Annotated in this window: 24 protein-coding genes; 20 read left to right on the forward strand and 4 right to left on the reverse strand. The window is 59.9% G+C overall.

Translation table 11 applies throughout. The features are described from left to right. The 4 genes from AB9K35_RS04135 (at nucleotide 1) to AB9K35_RS04150 (ending at nucleotide 5,881) form a co-directional block, all read left to right on the forward strand. Nucleotides 1-1,293: a DotG/IcmE/VirB10 family protein gene (locus AB9K35_RS04135; RefSeq protein WP_369924634.1), complete on the forward strand. Its 1,293-nt coding sequence runs from the start codon at nucleotides 1-3 to the stop codon at nucleotides 1,291-1,293. A 26-nt stretch (nucleotides 1,294-1,319) separates the two neighbouring features. Beyond that, nucleotides 1,320-3,995, forward strand: a complete 2,676-nt coding sequence (locus AB9K35_RS04140; protein WP_369924635.1) for a hypothetical protein — start codon at nucleotides 1,320-1,322, stop codon at nucleotides 3,993-3,995. A gap of 65 nt (nucleotides 3,996-4,060) precedes the next feature. Next, the gene (locus tag AB9K35_RS04145) at nucleotides 4,061-4,618 is read left to right on the forward strand and encodes a hypothetical protein (RefSeq protein ID WP_369924636.1); all 558 of its coding nucleotides are present in this window, start codon (nucleotides 4,061-4,063) and stop codon (nucleotides 4,616-4,618) included. 201 nt (nucleotides 4,619-4,819) lie between these two features. Continuing rightward, complete coding sequence (locus tag AB9K35_RS04150; protein ID WP_369924637.1) at nucleotides 4,820-5,881, forward strand: hypothetical protein; 1,062 nt, start codon at nucleotides 4,820-4,822, stop codon at nucleotides 5,879-5,881. 64 nt (nucleotides 5,882-5,945) lie between these two features. Here the strand turns inward: AB9K35_RS04150 and AB9K35_RS04155 are convergent, their stop codons facing one another. After that, nucleotides 5,946-7,544: a UvrD-helicase domain-containing protein gene (locus AB9K35_RS04155; RefSeq protein ID WP_369924638.1), complete on the reverse strand. Its 1,599-nt coding sequence runs from the start codon at nucleotides 7,542-7,544 to the stop codon at nucleotides 5,946-5,948. 359 nt (nucleotides 7,545-7,903) lie between these two features. Here AB9K35_RS04155 and AB9K35_RS04160 point away from each other — a divergent pair, with 359 nt between their 5' ends. Next, complete coding sequence (locus tag AB9K35_RS04160) at nucleotides 7,904-10,675, forward strand: tail fiber domain-containing protein (protein ID WP_369924639.1); 2,772 nt, start codon at nucleotides 7,904-7,906, stop codon at nucleotides 10,673-10,675. Between the two features lie 332 nt (nucleotides 10,676-11,007). Continuing rightward, nucleotides 11,008-12,651, forward strand: coding sequence for a DNA topoisomerase (locus AB9K35_RS04165; RefSeq protein WP_369924640.1), 1,644 nt, complete (start codon nucleotides 11,008-11,010; stop codon nucleotides 12,649-12,651). Nucleotides 12,652-12,658: 7 nt separating this feature from the next. On the opposite strand, the gene AB9K35_RS04170 is transcribed toward AB9K35_RS04165, so the two are convergent. Beyond that, nucleotides 12,659-13,258 (reverse strand): YcbK family protein, encoded by a 600-nt coding sequence (locus AB9K35_RS04170; protein WP_369924641.1) that lies wholly within the window; start codon nucleotides 13,256-13,258, stop codon nucleotides 12,659-12,661. Nucleotides 13,259-13,480: 222 nt separating this feature from the next. On the opposite strand from AB9K35_RS04170, the gene AB9K35_RS04175 reads away from it, so the two are divergent. The 13 genes from AB9K35_RS04175 (at nucleotide 13,481) to AB9K35_RS04235 (ending at nucleotide 20,911) form a co-directional block, all read left to right on the forward strand. Continuing rightward, nucleotides 13,481-13,687 carry a hypothetical protein gene (locus AB9K35_RS04175; RefSeq protein WP_369924642.1) on the forward strand — a complete coding sequence of 69 codons (207 nt, stop codon included), beginning with the start codon at nucleotides 13,481-13,483 and terminating at the stop codon, nucleotides 13,685-13,687. Between the two features lie 14 nt (nucleotides 13,688-13,701). After that, entirely contained in the window at nucleotides 13,702-14,004 is a 303-nt protein-coding gene (locus AB9K35_RS04180) for a hypothetical protein (RefSeq protein ID WP_369924643.1), read from the forward strand. Then, a complete protein-coding gene (locus AB9K35_RS04185; protein WP_369924644.1) occupies nucleotides 14,001-14,300 on the forward strand; it encodes a hypothetical protein in 300 nt (99 codons plus the stop codon). The genes AB9K35_RS04180 and AB9K35_RS04185 overlap by 4 nt, the downstream gene beginning before the upstream one ends. Before the next feature lie 267 nt (nucleotides 14,301-14,567). Then, nucleotides 14,568-15,026: a hypothetical protein gene (locus AB9K35_RS04190; RefSeq protein ID WP_369924645.1), complete on the forward strand. Its 459-nt coding sequence runs from the start codon at nucleotides 14,568-14,570 to the stop codon at nucleotides 15,024-15,026. Between the two features lie 13 nt (nucleotides 15,027-15,039). After that, a complete protein-coding gene (locus AB9K35_RS04195) occupies nucleotides 15,040-15,564 on the forward strand; it encodes a thermonuclease family protein (protein ID WP_369924646.1) in 525 nt (174 codons plus the stop codon). A gap of 79 nt (nucleotides 15,565-15,643) precedes the next feature. After that, nucleotides 15,644-16,363, forward strand: coding sequence for a hypothetical protein (locus AB9K35_RS04200; protein ID WP_369924647.1), 720 nt, complete (start codon nucleotides 15,644-15,646; stop codon nucleotides 16,361-16,363). Nucleotides 16,364-16,381: 18 nt separating this feature from the next. Beyond that, on the forward strand, nucleotides 16,382-17,158 hold the full coding sequence (locus AB9K35_RS04205) for a hypothetical protein (protein WP_369924648.1): 777 nt from the start codon (nucleotides 16,382-16,384) through the stop codon (nucleotides 17,156-17,158). Nucleotides 17,159-17,220: 62 nt separating this feature from the next. Continuing rightward, nucleotides 17,221-17,757, forward strand: coding sequence for a hypothetical protein (locus AB9K35_RS04210; RefSeq protein ID WP_369924649.1), 537 nt, complete (start codon nucleotides 17,221-17,223; stop codon nucleotides 17,755-17,757). Between the two features lie 56 nt (nucleotides 17,758-17,813). After that, nucleotides 17,814-18,425: a hypothetical protein gene (locus tag AB9K35_RS04215; protein WP_369924650.1), complete on the forward strand. Its 612-nt coding sequence runs from the start codon at nucleotides 17,814-17,816 to the stop codon at nucleotides 18,423-18,425. 24 nt (nucleotides 18,426-18,449) lie between these two features. Continuing rightward, the gene (locus AB9K35_RS04220; RefSeq protein ID WP_369924651.1) at nucleotides 18,450-19,076 is read left to right on the forward strand and encodes a hypothetical protein; all 627 of its coding nucleotides are present in this window, start codon (nucleotides 18,450-18,452) and stop codon (nucleotides 19,074-19,076) included. Nucleotides 19,077-19,129: 53 nt separating this feature from the next. After that, complete coding sequence (locus AB9K35_RS04225) at nucleotides 19,130-19,639, forward strand: hypothetical protein (protein ID WP_369924652.1); 510 nt, start codon at nucleotides 19,130-19,132, stop codon at nucleotides 19,637-19,639. An 8-nt stretch (nucleotides 19,640-19,647) separates the two neighbouring features. Then, nucleotides 19,648-20,124, forward strand: coding sequence for a hypothetical protein (locus tag AB9K35_RS04230; protein WP_369924653.1), 477 nt, complete (start codon nucleotides 19,648-19,650; stop codon nucleotides 20,122-20,124). A gap of 43 nt (nucleotides 20,125-20,167) precedes the next feature. After that, complete coding sequence (locus tag AB9K35_RS04235; protein WP_369924654.1) at nucleotides 20,168-20,911, forward strand: hypothetical protein; 744 nt, start codon at nucleotides 20,168-20,170, stop codon at nucleotides 20,909-20,911. Nucleotides 20,912-20,982: 71 nt separating this feature from the next. Here AB9K35_RS04235 and AB9K35_RS04240 read toward each other — a convergent pair whose 3' ends face one another. Together AB9K35_RS04240 and AB9K35_RS04245 are read right to left on the reverse strand one after the other, a co-directional pair. Continuing rightward, nucleotides 20,983-21,411, reverse strand: a complete 429-nt coding sequence (locus AB9K35_RS04240) for a hypothetical protein (RefSeq protein WP_369924655.1) — start codon at nucleotides 21,409-21,411, stop codon at nucleotides 20,983-20,985. A gap of 228 nt (nucleotides 21,412-21,639) precedes the next feature. After that, nucleotides 21,640-22,281 carry a hypothetical protein gene (locus tag AB9K35_RS04245; protein ID WP_369924656.1) on the reverse strand — a complete coding sequence of 214 codons (642 nt, stop codon included), beginning with the start codon at nucleotides 22,279-22,281 and terminating at the stop codon, nucleotides 21,640-21,642. 130 nt (nucleotides 22,282-22,411) lie between these two features. Between AB9K35_RS04245 and AB9K35_RS04250 the strand changes: the two genes are divergently transcribed. Then, nucleotides 22,412-23,089 carry a hypothetical protein gene (locus AB9K35_RS04250; RefSeq protein WP_369924657.1) on the forward strand — a complete coding sequence of 226 codons (678 nt, stop codon included), beginning with the start codon at nucleotides 22,412-22,414 and terminating at the stop codon, nucleotides 23,087-23,089. Nucleotides 23,090-23,169: the final 80 nt, after the last annotated feature.

Below are 23,169 nucleotides of genomic sequence, written 5' to 3' on the forward strand. Positions count from 1 at the left end.
ATGACTGACAATCCCAACGAACTGGACCACATCCCCGAGGTTGAGGTCATGGAAGATCCGGCGCCCGTGCGTCACAAGAAAGGGCTGCCGCCGTCTCTGAAGCTGGCAAGCATTTCGGTCGTGGCAATGGTCGCGATTGGTTGCGGGATCTTCTACAACACGCAAAAGCAGGTCGAGCCCAGCAAGACGCCCCGCGCGGCCAGCCTGGATTCCACGCCGGGCGGTTCCGTCCAGCAGGATAGCCCTGAATATCAGCAGAGCCTGCAGGAGCTGAATGATCGCCGGGCGCAGCGCGCCGCAGAGCTGGGCGTGACATCCGTTCCCACCCCCGAGGGCATCCTGAAGCCTGTCGATGAGCCGGTGCAAATCGAGGATATCGCGGTCGAGGAAGAAAAGCCTGAGCCGAAACCGGAGGTGAAGCGTCCCGTTGTGACCGAACGCCGTGTGCTGCCTCGTCCGGAACCGGCGCCGCAGGTTGCGGAACGCCGGCGGGTGCCCGTCGCAGTGAAGCAGCAGCCCCAGCCCGTGATGGCCCCGGGTGCAGCTGACGAGCAGGAGAACCCGTATGTCGCACTGATGTCGAACCAGATGAAAACGGTTGCCAAGACTTTTGCCACCTCCGGGATGGCTCAGGGCGAAGTGTCGATCCCGAACGATGGATCAGACGCAAATGGCACCGGCTCCGGTGCCGCGGCGCAGCCTGCAGATGGCGGCGCGGCAGGCGGTGGTGCGGCTGAGATGATCCTGCGGCCTGGCGATGTCCTCTATGCTGAAACGCTGACCAATGTCTCTTCAGACATGAACTCGCCGGTGCTTGCGGAAATCGTCTCCGGTGATTTTAAAGGCGCCCGCCTGACCGGCAGCTTTACGGCTGACAAGACGGCAGACCGGATGGTTGTCAGCTTCACCAACATGACCACCAAGGACGGCACGGTCTATCCCGTGAATGCCTTCGCGGTTGATGGCGCCACCGCGGAAACCGCCGTGGCAAGCGATGTGGAGCGCCGGTACGTGTCGCGCTATGGTCCGCTTATCGCCGCGACCTTCATCAGCGGCTATGCCCAGAGCCGAGCGCAAACCGCGCAGACCGTGATCGGAACGGGTGACAACGCTACCGTTGCCACAGGGTCCGCCAGCGCCAAGCAAAGCATGTACGCCGGTGCGGCGAATGCTGCGAGCGCCATTTCCTCGGACATCCTGGCGAATGCGCCGAAGGGTCCGAAAATCATTCTGCGAAACGGCTACCCGATCGGGATCATCTTTATCGATCCCGTCGAGAAGCTTGTCCAATAATCACCAGAGCATCATCGGGGGAAAAGATGAGCAAGAAAAGCGCATCCACCGCTCAAATCCAGTCTGACACCGAAACCGGCATCGTTCTGGCAGGCAGCGCAAATGCTGAAGAAGTCCAGGCACGCAACCACGAGCTGCTCGACGGCAAGGCTATCGACCAGGCGACGTCCGACCTGGGCAAATTCGAGGAGCGTCTGACGCATCTCTCCAATATGTCGACCATCTTTGATGACGACGAGGATGCGGGCCCCATCAGCATGGGCGGCGGCACATCTGCCGTTGCGCCCGAAGCGCCGGCCGCACCGCTGCCCGCGGCGGATGATGCGGATCTCGATGCTGAAGAGGATGCCGTTGTGATCGGCGGCCTGGCTGATGAGGATGGGGGTGACGATCTTCTGGGCGATGTCTTCCCGGAAGGTGATGACCTGATGGCGCCCTTCGCCGATGACGCCATCTCCGGCGCCCAGGATACGGCCTATGCCGAACCTGATTTCCAGGAATTCACCATCCCCGGCGATGATGAGCTGCAGCAGAACAGCGCGGCTTCGGATACCGCTCTGGCACATGCGGACGCCGAAGATGAGGCGATGGATGATCTGTCCTACCTGCATGATGAGCTGGATGGCTCCGATGCGCTGGATGATCTGTCCGGCGAAGACGAAGCGGAGGCGGAGCCTGCAGCGCAGGACGGCTCCGCAGAGGAAGAGCCCGCGCCGCGGCATGACGTCCTCAATGTGGCAACCACCGAGGTGTCCGAAGCAGAAGATCAGAGCCTTTCCAGCCTGATCGGCGTGCAGCCCGCTACGGAGATCGTCTCCGGCGATGAAATGCAGAGCGAAGCCGATCCGGCGGAAAACTGGATTGATGATCTGGATGACGCGCTGCCGGAAGCCGAAGACGGTGCTGTCGACATTGATGAGCTGGATGCGGCGCTGAGCGATGCCATCCAGGACACCGGTGCCGCGCCAGCGGAAACCGAAGTCACCGGATCGGATGATGACTGGCTGTCGATGGATGACATGCCGCGTCCGGACTGGGCCGACACCGCAGATGGCACCAGCGTGCCCGGTTCGGCCTGGCAGGATGACACCTCAACGTCGGAGAGCGCGGTGTCCACGCTCGCTGATGATGGCGATGACCTCCAGCCCTGGAGCGTTGATCCGGACGAGGGATCGTCCGATGACACCCCGGTCAAAGATGTGGATTTCTCGGATGTGGAGGTTTTCACAGAGCCTGAACAGACCGATTATGCATCCTATGAAACGCCCGTCGATGATTACCGTGACGGGTATCAGGATGACGCCGCTGAGGCCGTGGCGGCCCCCGCTGTTGAAGAAGGACCATCGGGCGTGAGCGAAAAAGAGAACAACACTTCCGGTATCATGGATGGCATGGAACCTGACGCCGCTCGGAGCGAGGCGGTCGACGACAGCTGGTTTGATGCCGGCACACCGGATACTGCCGAGGAGACCGCTCCTGCGCAGGTGCCGTCCGCAGCCGATGCGGGGCAGCAGGATGCTCCGGCTCCCGCCGCTGAACCCAAAAGCAAGCGCGGACTTCTGATGTTCGCAACAGGCGCTGTTGCCCTCGTGATTGCTGCATCCGGCGGATACCTGGCTCTGAACAGGCTCTCCGCCCCCGCAGCATCGAGCGCCACCCAGGCACAGCTGCCCGCCCCGCAACCGGTTCAGGTTCAGGCTGAGCGGACCATTCTCCCGGCGGGCACGGCTGTTCCGGCAGAAGATGTTCAGTCAGAGGGTGGCACGTCGAAGACGGATGACCAGGAGAACGCGGCTGCTGTGGACTCCGGGGCCCCGGATCCGGTCACGCTGCCTGAGGCAGAACTGCCTGTCGACAACGGCGATCTTTCGGAGCTGATGCTTGAAGAGATCGCGGCACCGGGCGCTATTGAGGGCGAACAGGCTCCCGCAAGTGAAGCGGCAAGCAACCTGAATGACCTGACCGAAGATCTGGCCAGTGCGGCCGAAGGCGATCTGGATGCGTTGTTCCTGGACCTGCCCAGCGAGGAAGCTGAGCCCGCACCGGCGGCGCCTGTGCTGAACGAGGACGTCCTGGCGGACTATGCGAAAAAGGATGAAATCGCAGAGGTCCGCAACGCCATCGACCTGATGTTCGAAACGGTCGAAACCCTGTCGGCCGAGGTCGTGGAGCGCGATGCTGCAATCGTCTCGCTGCAGGAACAGCTCGCCCTGGCTGAGGCAAAGGCGCAGCGCGCGGAAACCCTGGCGCTTGGCCAGAACGAGGTTCTCGCCGAGTTCCTGCGGGTGAAGGAAAAGGTCGACATGGCCGAAAACCTGATCGTCGACCTGTCCCGCCGGACCGCCGCGATGGAAACCGCAGATCCTGCTGACCGGGTTGCTGTGGAACGTTCGATCACGGATCTGAACGAGCGCCTCGAGGGAATGGCGCGTGATCTGGGCCTCATTGCGCGGGTCGCCATTAACGGCAGCACCGCCAAATCAGGCGCCGCCACTGCCGCCGCGGGCGTCCCGGGTTCGGACACGGTCTATGTGAAGTCGCCGGGCGGAATTCCGGCACCCGGCACGAAAGCGCATGTCCCATCTGATGTGAAGGTCGGCGATTTTGTCGAAGGTTACGGCTATGTTCTGCAGATCATGCCCACCTCGGAGGGCGGCAAGGTTGTCGTCATGGAAAACAAGTCGGTCCTGATCCCGGGATGATACTTACGGGGCGGCTGCAGCTGCCCCTTCGACCTTAATGCGAAAAGTGAAGCCGGAGCCCTCCAATGGTCGATCTCCTTAAGATCATCGAAAACCTTGTTGCTGCGATCTCACCGGGCGGCGGCGGCCTGACCGGCCTGCTGTATGTGCTGTCCTGGATCACGGGCATCGTGATCGTGATGATGTCCATCAAGGCGGCTTCCAAGCGCAGCGAGATGGGCCGCAACGCCGGATCCTGGGCCTCTCCGGCCTGGTCTTTCATTATCGGCGTCTGCTTTATCGCCCTGCCCGGCCTGACCTCTACGATCGCGCAAACGATCTTTGCTGAAGAGGCTCATGACGCCGCCTCCATCTTTGCCTATGCCCCGTCGACCGTGGGCTTGTTTGAGGCGGATACCGCGGGCAGATCGATGATCGTTGGCATTGTCACGGTCGTGCAGTTTGTTGGGCTGATCGGCGTCATGCGCGGCCTGATGCTCCTGCGCGATACTGCGATTGGCGGCGGGGGCGGCCCCAAGACGTTCGGTCCGGGAATGACCTTTATCATTGCCGGCGTGCTTGCGGTCAACTTTCCTCTGGCGGTCAGCGTTATTGAGCAGCTCATCACGGCGAGCGCACCCTGAGATTAGCGTGCGGCACTCATAAGCTGGTAAAGTAAAGGAAGCGAGGGGGCATGTAGCCCTCTCGCTTCCTTTATCGTGTATGATTGGTGCAGGTGTGGAATACACCACTTGTTGACTAGCCCGGGGTATCAACCATTGGTGTTGAGAGTTCACCGGTCTCAACCTCAACTTTCAAGCTTTTCCACACACGGATTTTATCCAATGGTCAAACATACCCTTATTGCGATCGCCATTTCAGCGTTGGCCAGCACAGCATCAAGTTCTGAATGGGTACCGCGAGTTGTCAAGCACATGCACAGTCTTGGGTACAACATGCAGACGCTTGAGGCGTGTGCTGGGGTTCAGGAGGTTGATCAAAGCGAGAGACTTCAGATCTACCAGACCCATGTGAAATCGGCCGAGCAGCTATGCGCGGCCTCGTTCAATTCAAATGCCACCGTATGTCAGATTCATTTGGATGAGGGGCGCCGCCGCGCAGCAACTTCTGATAAGCCTTATTGTCAGCATGTGATGCGGACCGGGCCGAACCTTCCTGCCCAAATACAGAATACCCTTACCCCTGTAGCGCGTCCGCAAGGCGTACCTGAGAAGCATTGGGCGAAAATCTTGCGGCTTACGTCCATGATCGAAAAGATGCACTTTTGCCCAGAGCACATTGGGCGCCCCTCTGAGAGGCGCGCCTCAAGGCGCATAAGCCATGCGATTGATGATGCATGCGACTCGGTCCCCAATGTCCGGGGAGTATGCGGCGGTGCCTTCACGCACGCGGGGCAGTCGCTTGACGTTTTTTTTGACGGAATGACCGCAGCTGAAAGCGGGACCTATTTCGCCAAAGAGTGCCCCGCCCTTGCTGATGAAGCCAGGGAACTCGCAGAGAAGATGCTTGAGGGCTTGGCAGTCGGAGAGGTTTATAGCCCTGCGAAGCTCAATGAATACAATCGGCGGGACATGTTCCGCGCCGCCTATTTGCACTTCAATGCGTTTGGGGATGTAGCTGTATCGTACGAGAACGCGGTCGCAAACTACATGCTTTCGACCAGCTGCCAATACTCGGATGCCGTTCGCTGGACGGAGGATGAAGCTGAAGAAGTCTACGACTTCTGGTCGAGTATCGCGGAAGATCTCTTGTCCGAAGGCAAACTGACAAAGCATCACATCGACAAGGCGCATGAGGAAGGCGATCTCAACAGCCAGTTCCTGGAACGTGGAGACAAGCGGCTACTCAGAAGCGAATGCGCGCGGATTGCGATTGGGATCGAGTAATCGCCTTCGCATATGACAAAGCCGCCCGTAAAGGGCGGCTCCAAAGCGGCTTCAAAAGTCCGTCCTACTGCGGAAAGCGGATCTCCTCCCCATCCTCGATCGTCATTGTTCTGCGACGCTCCTCGACCGCGGCCATCGGCTCATACTCATCTTCCAGATCCGGCTCCGGGAAGCAGATGCGCTCATGTCCACGCAGACGCAGGATTGAGCGGGTCGCGGCCACATAAAGCGCATTCCACTCTTCGAGTGCGAGCGTCTTGTGCTTCTCGGATTGTGAGACCGCTTTGCGGTACCGCTTGCCCATCGCCCCGACATCTTTCCAGTCGGCGCCGAGCTGTACAGCTGGCCACTCAAGGCCCTTGGAGCGGTGCGCGGTGCAAATCATCACGGCCGCTTCGCCCTGGTCCTTGCGCTGATGGCTGGACAGCGCCTCGATCTGCGGGACCATCTCCCCCTCGACGAGGTTGACCAGCTTCATCAGGGACTGGTCCGCCTCCTCCGCTTCCATGCGCAGTTCATCCCAGGTGTCGTACTGCTTGAGATCGGCAGACTGAACTTTATCCGGGCGGCCCTCGTACAGAGCCTGGGCCGAGCGCACGTCCTGCAGAAGGCCCTGCATGTTGTCGACATGAAGGCTCATCCCTTTTCGCATGCAGTTCAGCGCCTCGTCGATCATGCCTAGGTTTGTGCGGCACACGATGGCGATCTTGGCTCCCTCATGCCCGGTGATGTTTCCGGAGCCGGCGCCGATAAGGCGCTGCTCCGGCCCGCCGTCCGGCCGGGTGTTGAGAATGTGCCGTGCGATTTCTGCGATGTCTTCTCCGAAGCGGAAGGACTGGGTGAGGTACTTGGTTTCGCCAGGCAGTAGGTCCAGCGCGTTTTCCGCCCCGCGCCACGAGTAGATCTGCTGGTACGGGTCGCCCACAGCGATGATCGGAAGGCCCGTTTTGGTGATGATCGAGCGTTGCACTGGGTTGATGTCCTGGGCTTCATCGACCATCAGGTAGCGGAAGCTGGAAAACGCTGCGCCACGCAGGTCGGCATCCAAGTCGAGAACCTTGAGGTACATGTCGTGGCTCATTTCCTGCTTCTCCAGGTGATGGGTCCACAGCGCCTCGGCCATGTTCATGAGCGGTGTCGCCAACCGATGCATCGCATCACGTGCCTGGTCGCGCTTGCGGGGGTCACGGATCATGTCCGGATCACCAAGGGAGCTAATCAACGCCTCTTCGGCATGGCTGATATCGAACTCCTCATGTGAGGAATTACAGAAGGCGGAAAGGGTGCGGCCGACGGCCGAGGCAATTCGGTAATTGTTCCATCCTTCGACATTCGGAATGTGGAACCGGGACATGATGCCAGCCTCGCGAATGGAGCGCGCATTGATGGTGACCGGCTTTCCAATGACATCCCGAAGGGCTCCGAAAGCGAGGCTGTGCATCGTTGAGGCCGAGCACTTTGTCATTGCGAGTTTGCGCTTTGCCTCATCTGCGATCGATTTGTTGAACGCGAGGTAGACACCGCGGTTCTTTCGTGCGCTTGCGACAGCTTTCAGCGTCGTGGTTTTACCAGCGCCCGCGAAAGCGATCACCTTCAGGTTATCCGAGGGGCCCATTCCGGCGGAATAGTCCTGAATATCCTGTTGTTCATGGGTCAGCCGCATTTTCGGACTCCGATTATCTTTTTCACATATCATGCGAAGCTACGCTGGGCAGATGAAAACACAAATGCCACAAATGCCACAAATGCTAGTTTGTGGGGATAACCGGTCCACCATCATATTTTTCATGAATTTGGCAAGGAACAGCCTCACACCTGCAATCCAGGCGCTTAACAACGTAAATTACTGTTTTAACACACTTTTCAGCAACCTAGACGTGCTTGGGCGGCACCCCATGCAAGCCCAAATGGCACCTAATGTTTTTCCAAGAGCGACTCTTGTGGATAATAAAAGGTTTGGGTTTTTCGCAGACCTTTCTAATATGCGAGACAGGATATTTTTCAGCAACCCGGAGAAGGGCAATGAAACGGAAGATAAAAATCTCCCTCGTGGCTTCGACGGCCCTGGCCGCTGTTCTGGCGCAACCAGCGATTGCGAGCGGTCGCTCTGACGGGTCTGACGTGAACTCTCTGAACAACCCGTCCTTTGACGCATACACGTCGACGAACGGGTCGGGGGATAACCTGGGCTCGCACATCGCGACGCGGGATCTGAACATGGATGGCTATTCCATCTTCAACCTGGCGGACCCTACCAATCCGCTTGATGCGATCAGCCTCAAGTACCTGCAGACCTATGTGTCTGCGAATGGCGACAACCTCGGAAACCATGTGGCCACTCAGGCCATCAACATGAACGGGTTCGGCATCTTCCAGGTACCAGCCCCTTCAGGACCGACGCACGCTGTGAACCGTGCTTATGTTGACACGGCTGTGGCCGGGGCGGGGGACGATCTCGGCAACCATATCGCGACCCAGAACCTGAACATGTCGAACCGGCGGGTCATCAATGTGGCCGCTCCTGTCAACGGTGCTGATGCGGTCAACTACAGCTTCCTGCAGACCTATGTCACGGCGAACGGGGACCATCTGGGCAATCACAGTGCGACCCGAAACCTGGACATGGGCGGTTTCAAGATCGAGGATCTTCTCGATCCGGTAGACCCGCAGGATGCGGCCAGCAAGTCCTATGTCGATGCGTCGGTGAAATCGACCCAGGATGACGTTGATGATCTCAAGGCGATCCGAATTGATACCGGTACAGGCTTGAACGGTGGTGGCGACCTCTCCCAAAACCGCACGATCTCCTTCGACACAAGCTGGGGCGATGGCCGATACGCACTGCGCTCGCGGCAGGTGATTGCTGGGACAGGTTTGACTGGCGGTGGGTCACTTGCTGGCAATCGCACGATCTCCTTCGACATCTCCTGGGGCGACAACCGTTACGCGTTGCGCACGCGCCAAGTGGCAGCGGGCACCGGCCTGACGGGTGGCGGTACGCTTGCGGCCAACCGGACCATCTCGTTCGACCTGGCTTGGGGTGACAACCGCTTTGTGAACAACGCGGGCAATGAAACCATTTCCGGCACCAAGACTTTCACCGGCCCGGTGATCGTCAACGCGCCGACCGCTGGCAACCAGGCTGCCAATAAATCCTATGTTGACGCAGCTGCCGCGGCCGCCAAGGGAACGACCTATTCTGCAGGTACCGGGCTCACATTGGCTGGCACCACGTTCAACTTTGACACGACCTGGGGTGATGCCCGCTATGCGGTGCGTTGGCGCACGATCAACACCGGCTCCGGTCTGGTGGGCGGCGGGAACCTGACGGCGAACCGCACCCTGAGCGTTGATAGCACAGTTGTACGCACGAGCGGAAATCAGTCGCTCAGCGGCGTGAAGACCTTCACTGGCGAGCTGCGCAGCTTCCGCAACAGCAACTCTCCTGGTGGGAATATTCGCTTCGGGCGGGATGCCGCCCAGTACATGACGTTCCATGGTGGAAGCTCAGGTCACTTCCTGACCGGTATTTCACCTGATGGTCAAAACAAACCGCTCTATGTCAGGCTGCAAAGTGGCAGCAACTCTCGGAACTTCGTCTTCCGTATCAACGGCACACTGGGCGGGCTCGCCAACCCGATCAGCAGTTCAGATGCTGCAACCAAATCCTACGTTGATGCGAAAGCTGCTTCGGCGCCCGGCACGACGTATACGTCGGGCACAGGCTTGCGGTTGAGCGGAACGACCTTCAGCTTTGACACCGGATATGGTGATGGGCGGTATGCTATGCGTGGCCGTACAATCTCGGCCGGCGTGGGGCTTACGGGCGGCGGAAACCTGGCCGGCAACCGCACCATCGCGTTTGATGTGGGTTGGGGCGATGGTCGCTTCGTCAACCTCACCGGCAATGAAACCATCGATGGATCCAAGAAGTTCATCGGCTCGGTTCTTGTCCCGGATCCGGGTGGTCCCAACCAAGCAACCAACAAGCGATATGTTGATGGAGCTGTTGGGGCTTTCACAGCGGGCACCGGGCTCACGAAGTCGGGCCAAGAGTTCAGCTTCGATACGACATGGGGTGATGCGCGGTACGTACGCCCCGGACGCAGGATCAACACCGGACCGGGATTGACCGGCGGTGGCAACTTGACTGCGAACCGGACCATCACGCCGACATCCATGCTGGCGGCCCTCCAGGGGCTTTCCGGAAGCAACACCGGGATCATCGTCAAGCGCAGCGGGGATGTTGTTGCGACACGTACCATCGGTGGGGGCTTTGGCATCGACGTCAGCAATGGCAACGGCGTGAACGGCAACCCGAGCATCGCGCTTGCCTCCAATCATCGCCGCAAGGGGGCATCCGACAGCTCTGCTGGGGTCATGAAGTACAACGGCAACGCGAAAGCCAATGGTCAGTTCTATGGCGGGAATAGCAACCCATCTCGCAGTACCCGCCTGAACTACGATGGCCACCTCTATGCCACGGCCTTCTACTCGAGCGCCTACTACTACTTCTCGGATCGCAACCTGAAGAAGGACATCGAGACGGTTCAGGCTGCTGATGGCATGAAGATCGTTCGCGATCTGAACCCGGTCACTTACTCTTGGAAGGCGACCGGGGAACAGGCCTACGGTGTGATCGCCCAGGAGATCGAGGCCGTCATGCCCACCGCGGTTCGCACCAATGCGGCCGGCACCAAGGCGGTCGACTACCTCCAGATCATCTCGCCCATGCTGGCGGCGATCCAGGAGCTGGACGAACGAGTGCAGACGCTCGAAGATGCGCTCCAGTAAGTGCGCAAGGCGCAACGAGAAAGGCCCCGATCTAATCGGGGCCTTTTTTGTGCGTAGGGTCGACGCCTCACGAAGAAATATCTTTGCTTTTTCGCATTATCTCGGCAGACTCTAGGGTAAAATGTGAGCGTGAAATGCAGGCCCTGATCATCATCGAAGCACACGGGAAGGCCCAGGCCTGGACCCGGATTATGGAGGCAATACGCATGCCGTCCCACGTCATTGCGACGGGCGGCCATGTTTGTCATTTCCCTAAACGGCTACTCCCGCTTGGGATCGATATCCGTAAAGGGAAACTGCTCGACCCCGGACGGCGTCCGGATCCTGAGAAGGTGAAGAGCATTATCGATGCTGTTTCCCGGGTTCCGGAAAGCTGCCCGATTGTCATTGCGATGGACAATGATGTCGAGGGGGACGTGATCGCATATGACGTTGTCGAAATCATCCTGTCTCACTTCCCCAAGCGGGCGAGCCGCATGGTCCGGGTACGACCCGGCCCAATAACCCGTGAAGGGGTGAGAGCTGCCTTGGCTTCTGCCACCCGGATCTCGGGCCGTAAGATCGTGGCCGACGCGGTTCACGGGCGGGCGCGTGCGGTGACGGACCGCTGGATTGGCTCGACCTTCTCACGCCTGGCCGGCGTTCCGGTTGGCAGGGTGCGTTCAGCCGTTCTTGGCGCCACGCTGCTGCTCAATCGGGCTCCGGCACGCCTCAAAGCGCGCCCGGAAACCGGAGAGATCACCTTTCAGGCCCGTTCCGCCATGGGCGGGCGCCCCTTCATGGCGCGGATCGCACTGACCGGCCAGGAAGACGGCAAGCGAATACGGCGGCTTATGGAGCTGGCCCGGCGTCATTCCGGCCTTCTCGTTCCCGGAACCGTACGCCCGTTGCAGTCCCTGAGCGCCGCGGTTGCCCCGCGCGTTGGCACGGTCAGGCCGTTCAACACGGCAGATGCGCTGGCCTATGCATCCCGTCACCACGGGATCAGCTCGGCTCTGGCCATGCGCGGACTGCAGGATGCATATCAGGACGGGATCATCTCATATCCGCGCACCGACAGCAGAACGATATCCCCGGCAAGCGCCTCCAAGGTGGTCATGCTGGGCTTCTCCTGCGGCCTCAGCGGCCTCGAAGCGGATGTATTGGGGAATGAGGGGCGTATCACGCCTGATGGTGATGTGGTGACGGGGGATACGCATGAGGCGCTGCACCCCGTTCTGGCCCTGTCGACCCTGAACTCAGACCGGCTTCGCCAGATGATCAGGCGCCCGATCCGGCAGCCGGAGGGCGGATGGACCCGGCCAGCCATCAAGGAACTGATGGCTGCGCTTGTGTCGCGCCGTGCCTTTGAGGCGGCCCGGGAAATCCATCTGGAACCCGGAAGCTGGCGCCTGGACAATGTCAGCGGCATCGATCCTGAGGATGCGGAACTGCTGTCTGACCTGGATTGGCAGCGGGAGGTTGGTTTCAACTACCCGTGGACCCGGAGCCTGATTACCGGCGTCCGGAGCTGGCCGATGGAATCCGTGCTTCTGGAGCTGATGGCCTCGGAAGGGCTGGGACGCCCGTCGACCTATGCCGGTCATTTGCGGACCGCGACTTCCAGCGGCGAGATCGAACAGGCGGCGTTCCCCGCACCCCCGCGGCCTTCCCCTCAGGGGATGCGCTCCCTGCGCAAGACGCCCCGGTCCGTTTGGGATCCCGCAACATGCCGGATGATCGAGCGCGTCATGGAGAACCCGGGCAATATCGTCCGGGAAGATGCGTCGGGAACCCTGGGTGAGCGGGCCCGCCACCGGGTGCTGAGTTGGTTCGGCCGGATCCCGGAAGAAATGCGGCTCCCTCTCGAGGAAGCCTTGCGCGCGAGCCAATCAGGCGGAAGGCGCACCGGGAACCGTCAGCAATTGCAGGCCGACAGCGCCCATCCCGGAGAGATGAGCACCGAGCCGGCGCCGCCTTCGCCCTATAACAGCTGATCCGGGATCAGCCGAACCATACACGGGGTTTCCCGGAATCGATGTGAACGAACCGGCCGCGGTAGTGGCCGGTTCCACCGATTTCCAGCCACTGCGCATAGCGGGCCACGTTGGCGACATCCCCGCCCTTGACCACAAAATCAATCGCCCGGCCCTTGAGATGGAATGAGTTTACCGCGGCCCCGTAGCCCTCGCTGCGCAGGTAGTCGTTGGTGGCCTTGCTGCGAAACCCGGAATTCACCTGGATCTCGCCGCTCAGCCCGTCGCGCATGGCCGCGGTGCGGATCGCCGCGAGCCCCCAGTAGAGGCGGACGTCCATCTGAACGACTTCATCCTGGCGCCAGTCGCGCAGCAGGTAGTTGATTTCCCGGATGCCAGCACGGTTGTAACCGGTAGCCCCAAAAAACAGGACCCGCTTTCGCTCTCGCGTATGCGGGTTGTAAAGGTCGAGCCTCGGCTCGATGAGCGGAACCAGCCGGTCGAGGCGGCTGTTGTCCCGGACAGGGTCCGGGATATCAAGATCAGCACCCAAAGCCGGGATTGCGGACAGCGCACTGCAGGCCGCAGCCGCCGCAACCTTTCCGATGAATCCGCGTCTTGAGATCATTGATGCCCTCCATCAAACGTCGCACCCCAACATAACACATCTTTGTTTTTCGCATACCACCGCAAAACTGCCTGTGCCCATGATTTGTGTGGATATCAGGGTTCCTTGCTGGATCATCCCTATTGTGTAATTGTTTTTCTCAAATATACTGGAGCCGCTAAAAAGGGAAATCCGACCATGCTTACATATGCGGATGCTGAAGCGTTAAAGGACAAACAGGCTATGGCGCGCATCCGCGACGCGGAAAAAAAGTCCGGCTTCAAGACCGGGCTGCGCTTTTCAGATCGCGGCTGCCACCTGGTGCAGGTGTCGCTTTACCCGTCGACCAAATGGTGGATCACCGATGCGGAGCTGACCGGGAAGCCAATTGGTGAGCGCCGCCCCATGACGGCCGAGGAATTTCAGACCACGCGCGGCCTGGCACTGTAAGGAAAGGAGAGGCTGTGTCCGCAATTTTTAGAGACATGACTGCAGACGGGTTGCATGCATCTGCAGAAAATCAAAAGCGCGCATTTACCAGCTGGCTGCGGCCGGGGGAGACGGTCTCTTACTCGGGGCTCGCAGCTGAACTGAACCGCATCTCTCCCGCTCCGGACGGCGTGAAGTACCCGTACACGCGTGCCGCGGACAGGCTGGTCCAGAAACTGCGCAAGGCCGGGATGATCGAACTGGTGAAAAAGGAGTGGCAGCTGACGCAGGATGGCGCCGCCCTTCGTGCGGAACTGCTGCATGAGGTCTCGCCATGACCATGCTGACCAGCGATCGCATCCGGGGGACGGATGATGCGCTTGCCTTTCTGACGGAATGCACGCTTGCGACCGTGGAGGGGCTTGCCGGAAGGGCGCGGCCTCCCAAGCATGAGCTGTCCAGGCAGATCTCAATTGCGCAAACCGGCATTACCCACCTGGGCGGCATTGTTCAGCCGGGCGTCAACTGCGGTTGCCCCCGCGTTCAGGACGTCATTGAATCTGGCCTCAGCGTTGAAGACTGGATCAAGGGCAAGCAGGAAGCCTGGTCCCGGCTGACCTCAGCAAAGACTTGAAAGCGCTCAGGCCTTGCGGCCTGATCGCGCACCAGGTCCCCCCCTTGCACCCGGAAAAGTCTCGCATCTGCGCTTCTCCCGGCCCCATTACGGGCCACGTCTGCGCACTTTCCCGAAAAAACCTCCTGATCCGTTTGGGATTTTCATCGTCCCGGAAGAATATGGTTCTGAGCAGAACAGACTTCACGGAGATGGAAAGTGTATCAGCGGAAATCAGGGGATATCGCCCGGGCGCATCGCTTCCCGGTCCCACTCCCGGACCAGCTTATGACGCATCGCGAGAATGCGGTCATGCTGCGGTACGACGGAAAGTCGATTGCCGGAGCCAGCATCTTCTTTGCCGTCCTGCCGGTAGCGGACCTGGCAAAACTTCCCGGGCTTGGATTGAACCTCAGCGAGCAGGACATCGACGGCGAGACCGCATTTTTCCGGGAAACACCGCAAGGCGTCTCCCTCTATCTCGAGGCTGACACCCATTCCGACCGGCTTCTCGGCCTGCGGGAAATGGCGCGCGCTGGCCAGGTTCACCTTCTGGATTGCCTGGGCGACCTGCGGATCATGGGCGCGCCTGACAATCTCGATGCGCCCCAGCAGGCGGCCTATGAGGAAAACGGTTTCCCCGAAGTGGATGCACGCACCGGCATCATGCTGCTGCGCGAATTGTCCGCGGAAGCGGAGAAGGCACGGGGCTGCGATGAAGATCCCTCCATATCTTCCGGTTTCTAAGCTGACACCTGGAATGACCGCACGGCCGTCGGAGGCATTCTTTCTTCGGCCGCGCGATTACCGCGTCATTGACGGGGACACCTTCAAGGTTCTGGCGCCGCCCGCTGCGCGCGGGGAGCGCCGGGAGGAAGCCTTCCGGATCCGGTTGTATTCGGTGAACACGCCGGAGAAACCAAAACGCCGCGGATCTGATGAGACCCTCCGCAAGGCTGGCATCGATCCGCATGCCAACAGCCCGGGGCGGCAAGCCTCCTTGCTTGTCAAAGCGCTCTGCAGCGGCCGCGCGCTGTTCGTGGAGCCGGTACAGGGGGATGGCGGCAGGATTGTCGACCGCTACGGGCGCTTGCTTGCGAATGTCAGCATTTCCGGCGCTCCCGGACAGAACTTCAACACGGAGCGGGCATATGCTCTTGGACCGTATCTGGTTCGCCGGGGCTATGCGCACCCGATGCGCGGCAAGGAGCTGCCCCCGGATGTTCCCTATGCCATCTGGCAACTGAACCGGGCACAGAAAGACAGCTATGAATTCACACCCTGAGGTCCGGGCGGATTGCTAGACTTCTTTTTTTCGCATATCATCACGAGCTGAGCTGAACTGGAAAAATCAGGATTTTCACATGCCCCTCTTCTCAGTCCGCGCTTTGGCAGCGCTCGCCCTAACGGTTGCAGCCCCTGCGGTTGAGGCGGCGGAGTCTTCGCCCCCTGAAGGTTTGGCTGAGATCCTCGATCAGATGCCCGGCGCGGATCAGATCACCGACATCACCTATTTCGACATGTCCAGCAATGGCCGATCAGAAGCTCTCGTCTATCTGGGCGGCCTGTGCGACCAGGGCGCCTGCGAATGGAAGCTCTTCGCTGAGGGCGAAAGCGGCTGGCGCGCAGTGGGCGGAGGGATGGCTCAGTCTGCTTCCTTCGAGCCCACAGTGGACACGGGCGCCGTGGTCAATGCGGATGGCATCACCTGGGCCTATAGCGGCGGTCCATCAATGTACATGTGGGGCGACCTGCTCGAGGGCCTGCGTCCGTCAGCGGCCAGTGACGATGAATACCGCCTGGTGGGATCGACATCCCAATACCAGGAGACGTCCAGGCTTCGCCTCGACAAGTTTGAGCTGGATCTGAATGGCGACAGCCATGCGGAACGGATCTTCCTGGTCGGCGGGCTGCATTACAAGGTGGGCATGTGGGGCACGCCCTACCTGATCTACGACCAGAATGACGACCTGATCCTGTCCGGTGTCTCAACAGACAGCCCGCGGATCTTCCAGGGCGCAGATGGCTCCTCCGTTGTGGTCAATGTGGTACCGGCGGGTCTTCAGGTTGCCGAAATCAAATGAGGAAGTGAGGGCGCAGCCATGCGAAAATCAATAATTCTTTCGATTCCTGCAGCTGCGTTGGTGCTGACGGCCGCTCTGAATCCGGCCTTCACTCCAAAGGCCGCATATGCCGGCGCGGACTCGGCGACGGCAGGCAGTGGCGAGTGCGGCCCTTCGAACAACTACGGAGAGGCGGTGCTTGGCTTTGAGGGCGGCGGCGATCAGTATGCCACCAACCCCGGCAGCACGGCGACCGGCTCCTACCAGTTCCTGTTCGGCACCTTGGTTGACCTGGGCTACATCGAGCCGGGGCAGGCAAAGCCGCCAAACGGCGCCGGAAACTGGGAAGGCATCGTCTGGACCGGGAAGGGCGGCATCTACAGCCGCGATCAGTTCATGTCGAGCACCGAAGCGCAGGATCAGGCGCTGTCCGAATTCACCAACAGGAACCTCTCCCATATCAAGAACACTTACCAACCGGGGCAGATGGTCGATGGCATTCCAATGACGGATGGCGGCGCCGCACTAGCCTCGCACATGCTGGGTAGCGGCGGGTTTCAGAAATGGGCTGAGTCCGGGTTCTCCCCTGCCGGCCTCGATCCTGATATCGCGGCTGCCCATGGCTGGACCCCGGAAGAATACCAACGGCATCTGATGGAACGCGTTGCGGCTGGCGGCTGCTATGACCCAGCGAACATCGACAGTAGCGGTTCCGGCGAGCTGCAACAGGATCTCCCGGAGATTTTCCTGATGCCTTGGGAGCCCAACTACACAGTCCCAGCCATCCTTCCCGGAATGCTGCCAACCGCGACCTGACCAGACGCCCTCCGCAGGCTTTGCGGAGACCGTGTGCCGAAATTTCCAGAAGGTAATTCACCATGAAAAAAGAGAAGCCGACAAAAGAACCCCTGCTGTCCCGGGTGGGGACGTGGGGTAAGAACAGGTTCCGCAAGCCAGAGCTCATTGCACTGTCGCGCCGGAATGTGCGTTCAGCAACCACGGCGGCGCTGGACGCCATGAAGCCGGCCCGATTTGACAGGTCTGAATTTATGAAGGGCTATCACGGGCGTTATCAGGACGGAGGGCGTGCGCGCTTTGCGCAGGTCGTCTCAGAGTCCAAACTTTCCGAGGCGCATATCAGGGGTATGGACATTCAGCACTTCCGGATTGCGCTCATCTTTGCGGCCGCCTCAGTCGCATCGATCGGCTTTGGCCTATATACCTTGATCGTCGGCACCGGTCTGCTTTCCCTGCTGAGCGGCGCCAGCCTCGGTGCGGTGTTCTTTCTGTTCCTCGCCCTGGCAATCCGCCATGACTTCTCGTCCTGGCAGATCAATGCTCGCCGTTTCGGCGGGCTATCAGAATATTTGGACGCACGTTTCGGAAGCAATGACAAGGGTCAAAAACAAAGCTGACTTCTTTTTTTCGCAGATGTGCCCGATCATCCACATGAGCAGCCAAGGAGGAGCTCATGAGCGGAAACGGGAATACGGAAGTCACTTACACACAAGACTTCAAGGAGCGAGCCACAGAGGTTGCCCGTAAGGGTTCGGATGTCAAAGCCGCATCGCTGCTGCTTGCGATTTGCCGTCAGGTCCGCCGTGAGTGTCTTGCGCAGGCGCCCGGCGTGCCGGACTTGTCGCGTCACCGCGGCCAGGTTCCGGAGAGTGCCTTGGTCTACGAATACCTCCCTGAACTCGTGGCCCGGGTCTACGCCCGCAACGGCTTGCAAATGATGCGCACATCCGATGAACGGGCTGTGCCCTCCATGGACCATTTTTCCGATGATGATCTGCGCATCGCCATTGGTGAGGCGCTGCAGCATTCCCGTTTTCCGGACATCGCCGATCGGTTGGGTGCAGTGCAGTCCGGAAGCAAGATCTGCACGGAGCTCTTGGGGGCCAGCCTGGCTTCTGGGAACATCGCCGAGATTCTGACAAGCCGCTTCATCCCCGCATTCGCTCCGGATCACCCTGCTGCGCAGCGGGATGTCCTGGAGCTTGAACGCACAAAAGCGCTTCGCAAGGCGGTTTGTGCTGAGCGGGACTTTCAAGACGAGCCCGCTTTCTCTCCAGAGCTTTAAGCAACCAACCGAAAGGATTTGAACGTGCGATACGTAGTTTCCGACCCGGAATGTCAAAATGCCTGGCAGCACGGTTCCGCGTCGCAGGATGATCCGGATACGAAGCGCGAATGCCACTTCGTGTTCGATGTTCAGCGGAGCGAGGTGATCGCAATGCAGATCCTCCGGAACAGCCAATGGGAGATCGCTAGCGCAGATGAAGCGGAAAGCTTGGAAGACAGCCTTCTGTTTGGCGATCATGACGCCCTGGATGACCCGGAGACCCACGGGCTGCGGACCTCATCTGATGTTCCGGATTGGGCTGAAAAAGCCAAGATTGGCACGGAGGCGGCCGGATACGTTGCAACGGACCCGGAGGGCGGCACGACATGGTCGCACATCTTCGATGAGGACGGCGACGAGATCCAGCGCGACTGCCATTTTGTCTTCGACTGCGCCTCCAATGAGGTGATCGCAATGCGGGTAGAGCGTGATCTGGGTTGGGATGATGCCAGCCGCTCAGAGATCGAGGATCTGGAAGAAAGCCTGAAGGATGCCAACCACGAGGCGTTGGAGCAGCCGCACTCCTGGGGGCTGCGCAGATTGGTTGCTGCTCCAGAATGGGCGGCAGAACCTTTGACCTGCGGCGTTGATGCCGGCCCGGAGATGTAACTCCGATGCCCTCTCCCCGACACCCTCGCATCATATCCAAGGCGGGCGCTGCTTTGCGGCAGCTGCCGCGCCTGGGGAGCACGCCGGCAGAAGCCGACGCCGGACTGCTCCAGCTGCCCTTTGCGGGGCGTTGCGTGATGCTCAAGGGGCCGATCACCCAGTGCGAAAGCTATGCGCAGCCCGGCATGCGGGCGCGGGTGTGCAAGCTGCGGACATGCGGCAGTGAAGGCGCTGTCGCGGTGACGCTCGACTTCTCGGAGTTCGAGGCCCACAACCGCAGCCTGGAAACGGTCGCCTGGGATGATGATCAGCTAATCGTTCGCCTGACGGCCCGGGAGGCTGAAGAATACCAGCCCGTAGAGGACTACTTCCTTCCCGGGGTCGATGTTCTGATGGAGTATATGGCGCCCCTAAATGAAGAGGCGGCCCTAGGCCTGTATCGCAGCTTCCTGGAGGAAGGGCGACCGCGCGAAGACTACATCGCCTGGCTGGAAGAGCAGCTGGCGCTGGCACGGCCGGATCTGCTTGAGGAGCTCCGCGGTTCCTCTGAGCCGGATCCGTAGGGGCGCAGATGGCAAGCCTGATCCTTTGGCATGGCTCTAAAGAGACAATATGCGCATTCCGGCCTGAAATGACCGTTGATCGCGGTTTCCACTGTGGCTCAAAAGAGCAGGCGGAGATGCGCAACGCTGCCGTATTGCACAAGGTCGAGCTTGATATAACGAACGTTCGGCGCTGCCGGGACCGGGGTGGGGATTGGGCTGGCCGTATTGCGGATGCCCGTCGCCGCGGCTTCTCAGCAATCGTCTACCTGAACCGCTGGGAGGGCATCCCTGTTGAGCGCATCGATCATCTTTCCCGAACCGGTCAGCTGGACCAGCTGGACAGGCTTGGCGACCGGGCCTTTAAGCGCTTGGTTCCGGAAGCGCAGGACAGCTATATTGCTCTGAGCCCGGACACCGTTCGAATTCTTGAAACCATCGTCCGGGATCGAGAGCCGGACATTCCGATTGTTGGAGAAAAATCGGAATTGCCTTTCCCGTACTGACTGGTACTTTGCTCCTTGTTTTCGCACAATCAAGGAGCTTCACATGACGACAGCCCAGCATGGGCTCATCGCCTGCCGGAATTGCTGGAAGGATTGCGACGGGTCCGTCCGCCATCTGCACGAAGGAAAATGGCAGCTGGTCAATGACCCGGGCTATTGGGGTGCTCCGGACCCCAAGGTTCTCATTCTTGGGATGACAAAGGGTACAACCCAGATGCAGTACATGCAGGATGCGCATGAGTCCGGGAACTTTGATGCGGTCGCGTTTTCCGGGTTCCGCCCGCGGCTGCTACAGGCACTGCAGGCGATCGGCTTGATGCAGGACGTGGATGACATCTCCCCATTCCTGACTGCCGCCAGCACAGACTACGGGTTTGCGTCTATCGTTCGCTGTTCCCTGACCGCGCGAGACAAGCACGGCATCTATCGCGGCAACTCTGCTCCGGTCATCCGGGGCATGAAGAGCCCGGAGGGGCAGGATGTCATGGCCCGCTGCATCGAGACGCATTTGTCCCGGCTCTCGGACAGAACGCGCCTGGTGGTGCTGCTCGGCAATGACACCAACTATTTTGCCGCGGTAAAGGGCGCCATGCTGAAGGCCTTCAATGAGTATCAGCCGCTTCCGGGACTTGGCCAGGTTGCATTCCGGGCGGGTGGTAGGCTGTTCGTCCACATCGGCCACCCGTCTCCGCTCAACGGGCATTTCAAAAGCTTCCTGGAGGGCGACGCTACGGCCGGACAGGGCCTCAAACGCGAACAGGCCAAAGCAGGCGTGGCGCTGGCCTGAATAAAAGAGGGGGATCCTCGCGGTCCCTCAATACGATTTCCTGCAGGGGGTCTTGCGCAAGATCTTGTAGATTAGATCTTCGGATGAACAATACGTGGAGAATACCTTTCCAAGCACCTGGCCTCGACAAGTTCAGCATAGGTATCTGCAGCCCGTTTCTGCTCACCTTCACCGATTTGACGCGAATACGACCAGACCTCGGTCTCGAGGTTATCGAAGAACCTCTGATATCGTTGGGTAATTGGTGCTCCGCCAGACATCCGAGCCCAAGCATAGTTATGCGCTTCTGTTCCTTTCGGCATGCCGTTCTGGCGGGCCTCCATCAAACGAAAAGCTACTACATGCATTCTAACACATTCTGTTTTGGCCTCTGCTGAAGGGGCGGTTAGGGCCTCGACCTGCTGTAGTAGATCTCGATTTTCACGGATTTTTTGCCCTAACATCACAAAGCAGGCCAAGAGCAGGGACGCTGCCGCCATAATTGAAATTTGCCACTTCACTATCCGCCCTCCAACCTTGATTTGAGGTTGCTACTGAAAGATCTTGGCTTAATTGTGGCTGAATGCGTCTAAGCAAACCGGACCCCAGAGCAAAGATCGAGCGGGTCGCAAACGGATCCGCCGCGTAGAACCTTGCTATATAGCAATGGATGGCCCTTTGGGCCTCCAAGTTTAAGCTGTACCGGAAGCCCACCTGTTTGCTTGGTTTTTCGCAATAGCGATCAACGGCTATCCTTCGATCATGTTTACGTTCAGGCAGAGGAGCCGGGCAGCATTCATCAGAATGTCGATCTGTGTATTGTCGCCGATCGCCTCCCACCCCTCCTGTCCGCCCTTGAGGTGTCCGACATGGCGGCGCAGCGCGCGCTCGCATGCCTCCTGGAGCGGCGCCTTTTCAGCAGCTTCCAGCCCGGCCGGGATCTCCTTTCCGACCACGGAAATGATTTCCTCCGGAACACCGAAGGCGAATTCCCCAACCTCGAAGCGCCTGATCTTCTGCGCGGTCCCCTCCCGTAGCGCCCGTTTATGATCGAGGATCATGACCATGGCCGCGATCAGCAGGCCATAACCCGCCTCTTGCGCCTCCGCGGGGGTTTCATGCGCGCCCGGCGCGCCGATGAGGTCTGGCATGCCCCGTGGGGTATCCCGGAGTTTCAGGGCGGAGATGTAGCGCCCCTCGCCATCCTGGACGACCAGGACGGCATCAAGGTTCCGGGTTTTCAGACCGGAGTGAAAGCGCAGCCCATCACGTGCGGATTCAGCAGCCTCGCCATGTTCGATCAGCCCGTGCGCCGCAGCAGCTGCGTTGTCGCGCAGAGCCTTCAGACGCTTGCGTCCGGCATAGAGTTCAGCTTTCCCGATGACGATCATATTTCAATCCCTTTTCTCCAGCCTATGACTGGCCAACATCACGCAACCCGGACACCCGGGATGAGTTGCGAAACTCTATTTGTGCTTTCGTTTTTTCACAAGTATTCTGATGCCGCATGAAGGAGGTCACATGAGCGCGACAGGCAGCCCAATTTCTCAAATCCCGGAGCTTCCGGACGACCTCTCGGACACCATTCTTCTGGACGGGGACGATGTTGTCTTTGACTACTGCCCCGCGTTCGGTCGCTGGCTCGAGCGGACCCACGGGGTTGCGCCACTGTCTCCGCGGCCGACGAGCTACAATATGGAGGGCTGGCTGCCGGAAACACACCAGCCGCGCGCTTCCCAACTGATTGCCGAGTTCAACAGCTGCCCAGAGTGGTTCGGCCACCTCCCCCCAACTCCGGGTTCAGTTGAGTTCGTGCGCTTGGCCAAAGCCGCCGGCTTCAGGCTGCGGATGCTCACGGCCTGCTCGACAAGCGCCAGTGTGCGATCTGCGAGAACTGAAAACGCAGCGCGCATCTTCGGCGAAGATGCCTTTGACGAGATCATCTTCTTCGACCTGGGTGCATCAAAGCTCCATGAGCTGCGCAAACAGCCACGGTCGCTCTGGGTGGATGATCTTCCGAAGCATGTCCGTTCCGGATACCAGGCGGGCCACTACGGGGTGGTTGTGACAGCAAGCCACAACCGCTCGCAAAGAAACTGCCGGGAGCACCAGGACTTGCCGTGGATCAGTAGCCTGGCTGACCTTGCTCCAGCATTGAAAGCGCGCCAACCCTCAGGGCTTAGCCATTCACTGGCATGACGTTTCAGATCTGTTTTCCACAACTTTCAAAGCCACTTCACGAACCTCACATATCCCGCCCTGAACGCCGGGGCTATACT

The sequence above is a fragment of the Leisingera sp. XS_AS12 genome (genome assembly GCF_041224635.1).
Taxonomy (GTDB): Bacteria; Pseudomonadota; Alphaproteobacteria; order Rhodobacterales; family Rhodobacteraceae; genus Leisingera.

Excerpts from the sequence above, each read along its gene's own strand:
- AB9K35_RS04135 (WP_369924634.1), top strand. The coding sequence starts at position 1 with ATGACTGACAATCCCAACGAACTGGACCACATCCCCGAGGTTGAGGTC.
- AB9K35_RS04140 (WP_369924635.1), top strand. The coding sequence starts at position 1,320 with ATGAGCAAGAAAAGCGCATCCACCGCTCAAATCCAGTCTGACACCGAA.
- AB9K35_RS04145 (WP_369924636.1), top strand. The coding sequence starts at position 4,061 with ATGGTCGATCTCCTTAAGATCATCGAAAACCTTGTTGCTGCGATCTCA.
- AB9K35_RS04150 (WP_369924637.1), top strand. The coding sequence starts at position 4,820 with ATGGTCAAACATACCCTTATTGCGATCGCCATTTCAGCGTTGGCCAGC.
- AB9K35_RS04155 (WP_369924638.1), bottom strand. The coding sequence starts at position 7,544 with ATGCGGCTGACCCATGAACAACAGGATATTCAGGACTATTCCGCCGGA.
- AB9K35_RS04160 (WP_369924639.1), top strand. The coding sequence starts at position 7,904 with ATGAAACGGAAGATAAAAATCTCCCTCGTGGCTTCGACGGCCCTGGCC.
- AB9K35_RS04170 (WP_369924641.1), bottom strand. The coding sequence starts at position 13,258 with ATGATCTCAAGACGCGGATTCATCGGAAAGGTTGCGGCGGCTGCGGCC.
- AB9K35_RS04175 (WP_369924642.1), top strand. The coding sequence starts at position 13,481 with ATGGCGCGCATCCGCGACGCGGAAAAAAAGTCCGGCTTCAAGACCGGG.
- AB9K35_RS04185 (WP_369924644.1), top strand. The coding sequence starts at position 14,001 with ATGACCATGCTGACCAGCGATCGCATCCGGGGGACGGATGATGCGCTT.
- AB9K35_RS04190 (WP_369924645.1), top strand. The coding sequence starts at position 14,568 with ATGACGCATCGCGAGAATGCGGTCATGCTGCGGTACGACGGAAAGTCG.
- AB9K35_RS04195 (WP_369924646.1), top strand. The coding sequence starts at position 15,040 with ATGACCGCACGGCCGTCGGAGGCATTCTTTCTTCGGCCGCGCGATTAC.
- AB9K35_RS04200 (WP_369924647.1), top strand. The coding sequence starts at position 15,644 with ATGCCCCTCTTCTCAGTCCGCGCTTTGGCAGCGCTCGCCCTAACGGTT.
- AB9K35_RS04205 (WP_369924648.1), top strand. The coding sequence starts at position 16,382 with ATGCGAAAATCAATAATTCTTTCGATTCCTGCAGCTGCGTTGGTGCTG.
- AB9K35_RS04210 (WP_369924649.1), top strand. The coding sequence starts at position 17,221 with ATGAAAAAAGAGAAGCCGACAAAAGAACCCCTGCTGTCCCGGGTGGGG.
- AB9K35_RS04215 (WP_369924650.1), top strand. The coding sequence starts at position 17,814 with ATGAGCGGAAACGGGAATACGGAAGTCACTTACACACAAGACTTCAAG.
- AB9K35_RS04230 (WP_369924653.1), top strand. The coding sequence starts at position 19,648 with ATGGCAAGCCTGATCCTTTGGCATGGCTCTAAAGAGACAATATGCGCA.
- AB9K35_RS04235 (WP_369924654.1), top strand. The coding sequence starts at position 20,168 with ATGACGACAGCCCAGCATGGGCTCATCGCCTGCCGGAATTGCTGGAAG.
- AB9K35_RS04245 (WP_369924656.1), bottom strand. The coding sequence starts at position 22,281 with ATGATCGTCATCGGGAAAGCTGAACTCTATGCCGGACGCAAGCGTCTG.
- AB9K35_RS04250 (WP_369924657.1), top strand. The coding sequence starts at position 22,412 with ATGAGCGCGACAGGCAGCCCAATTTCTCAAATCCCGGAGCTTCCGGAC.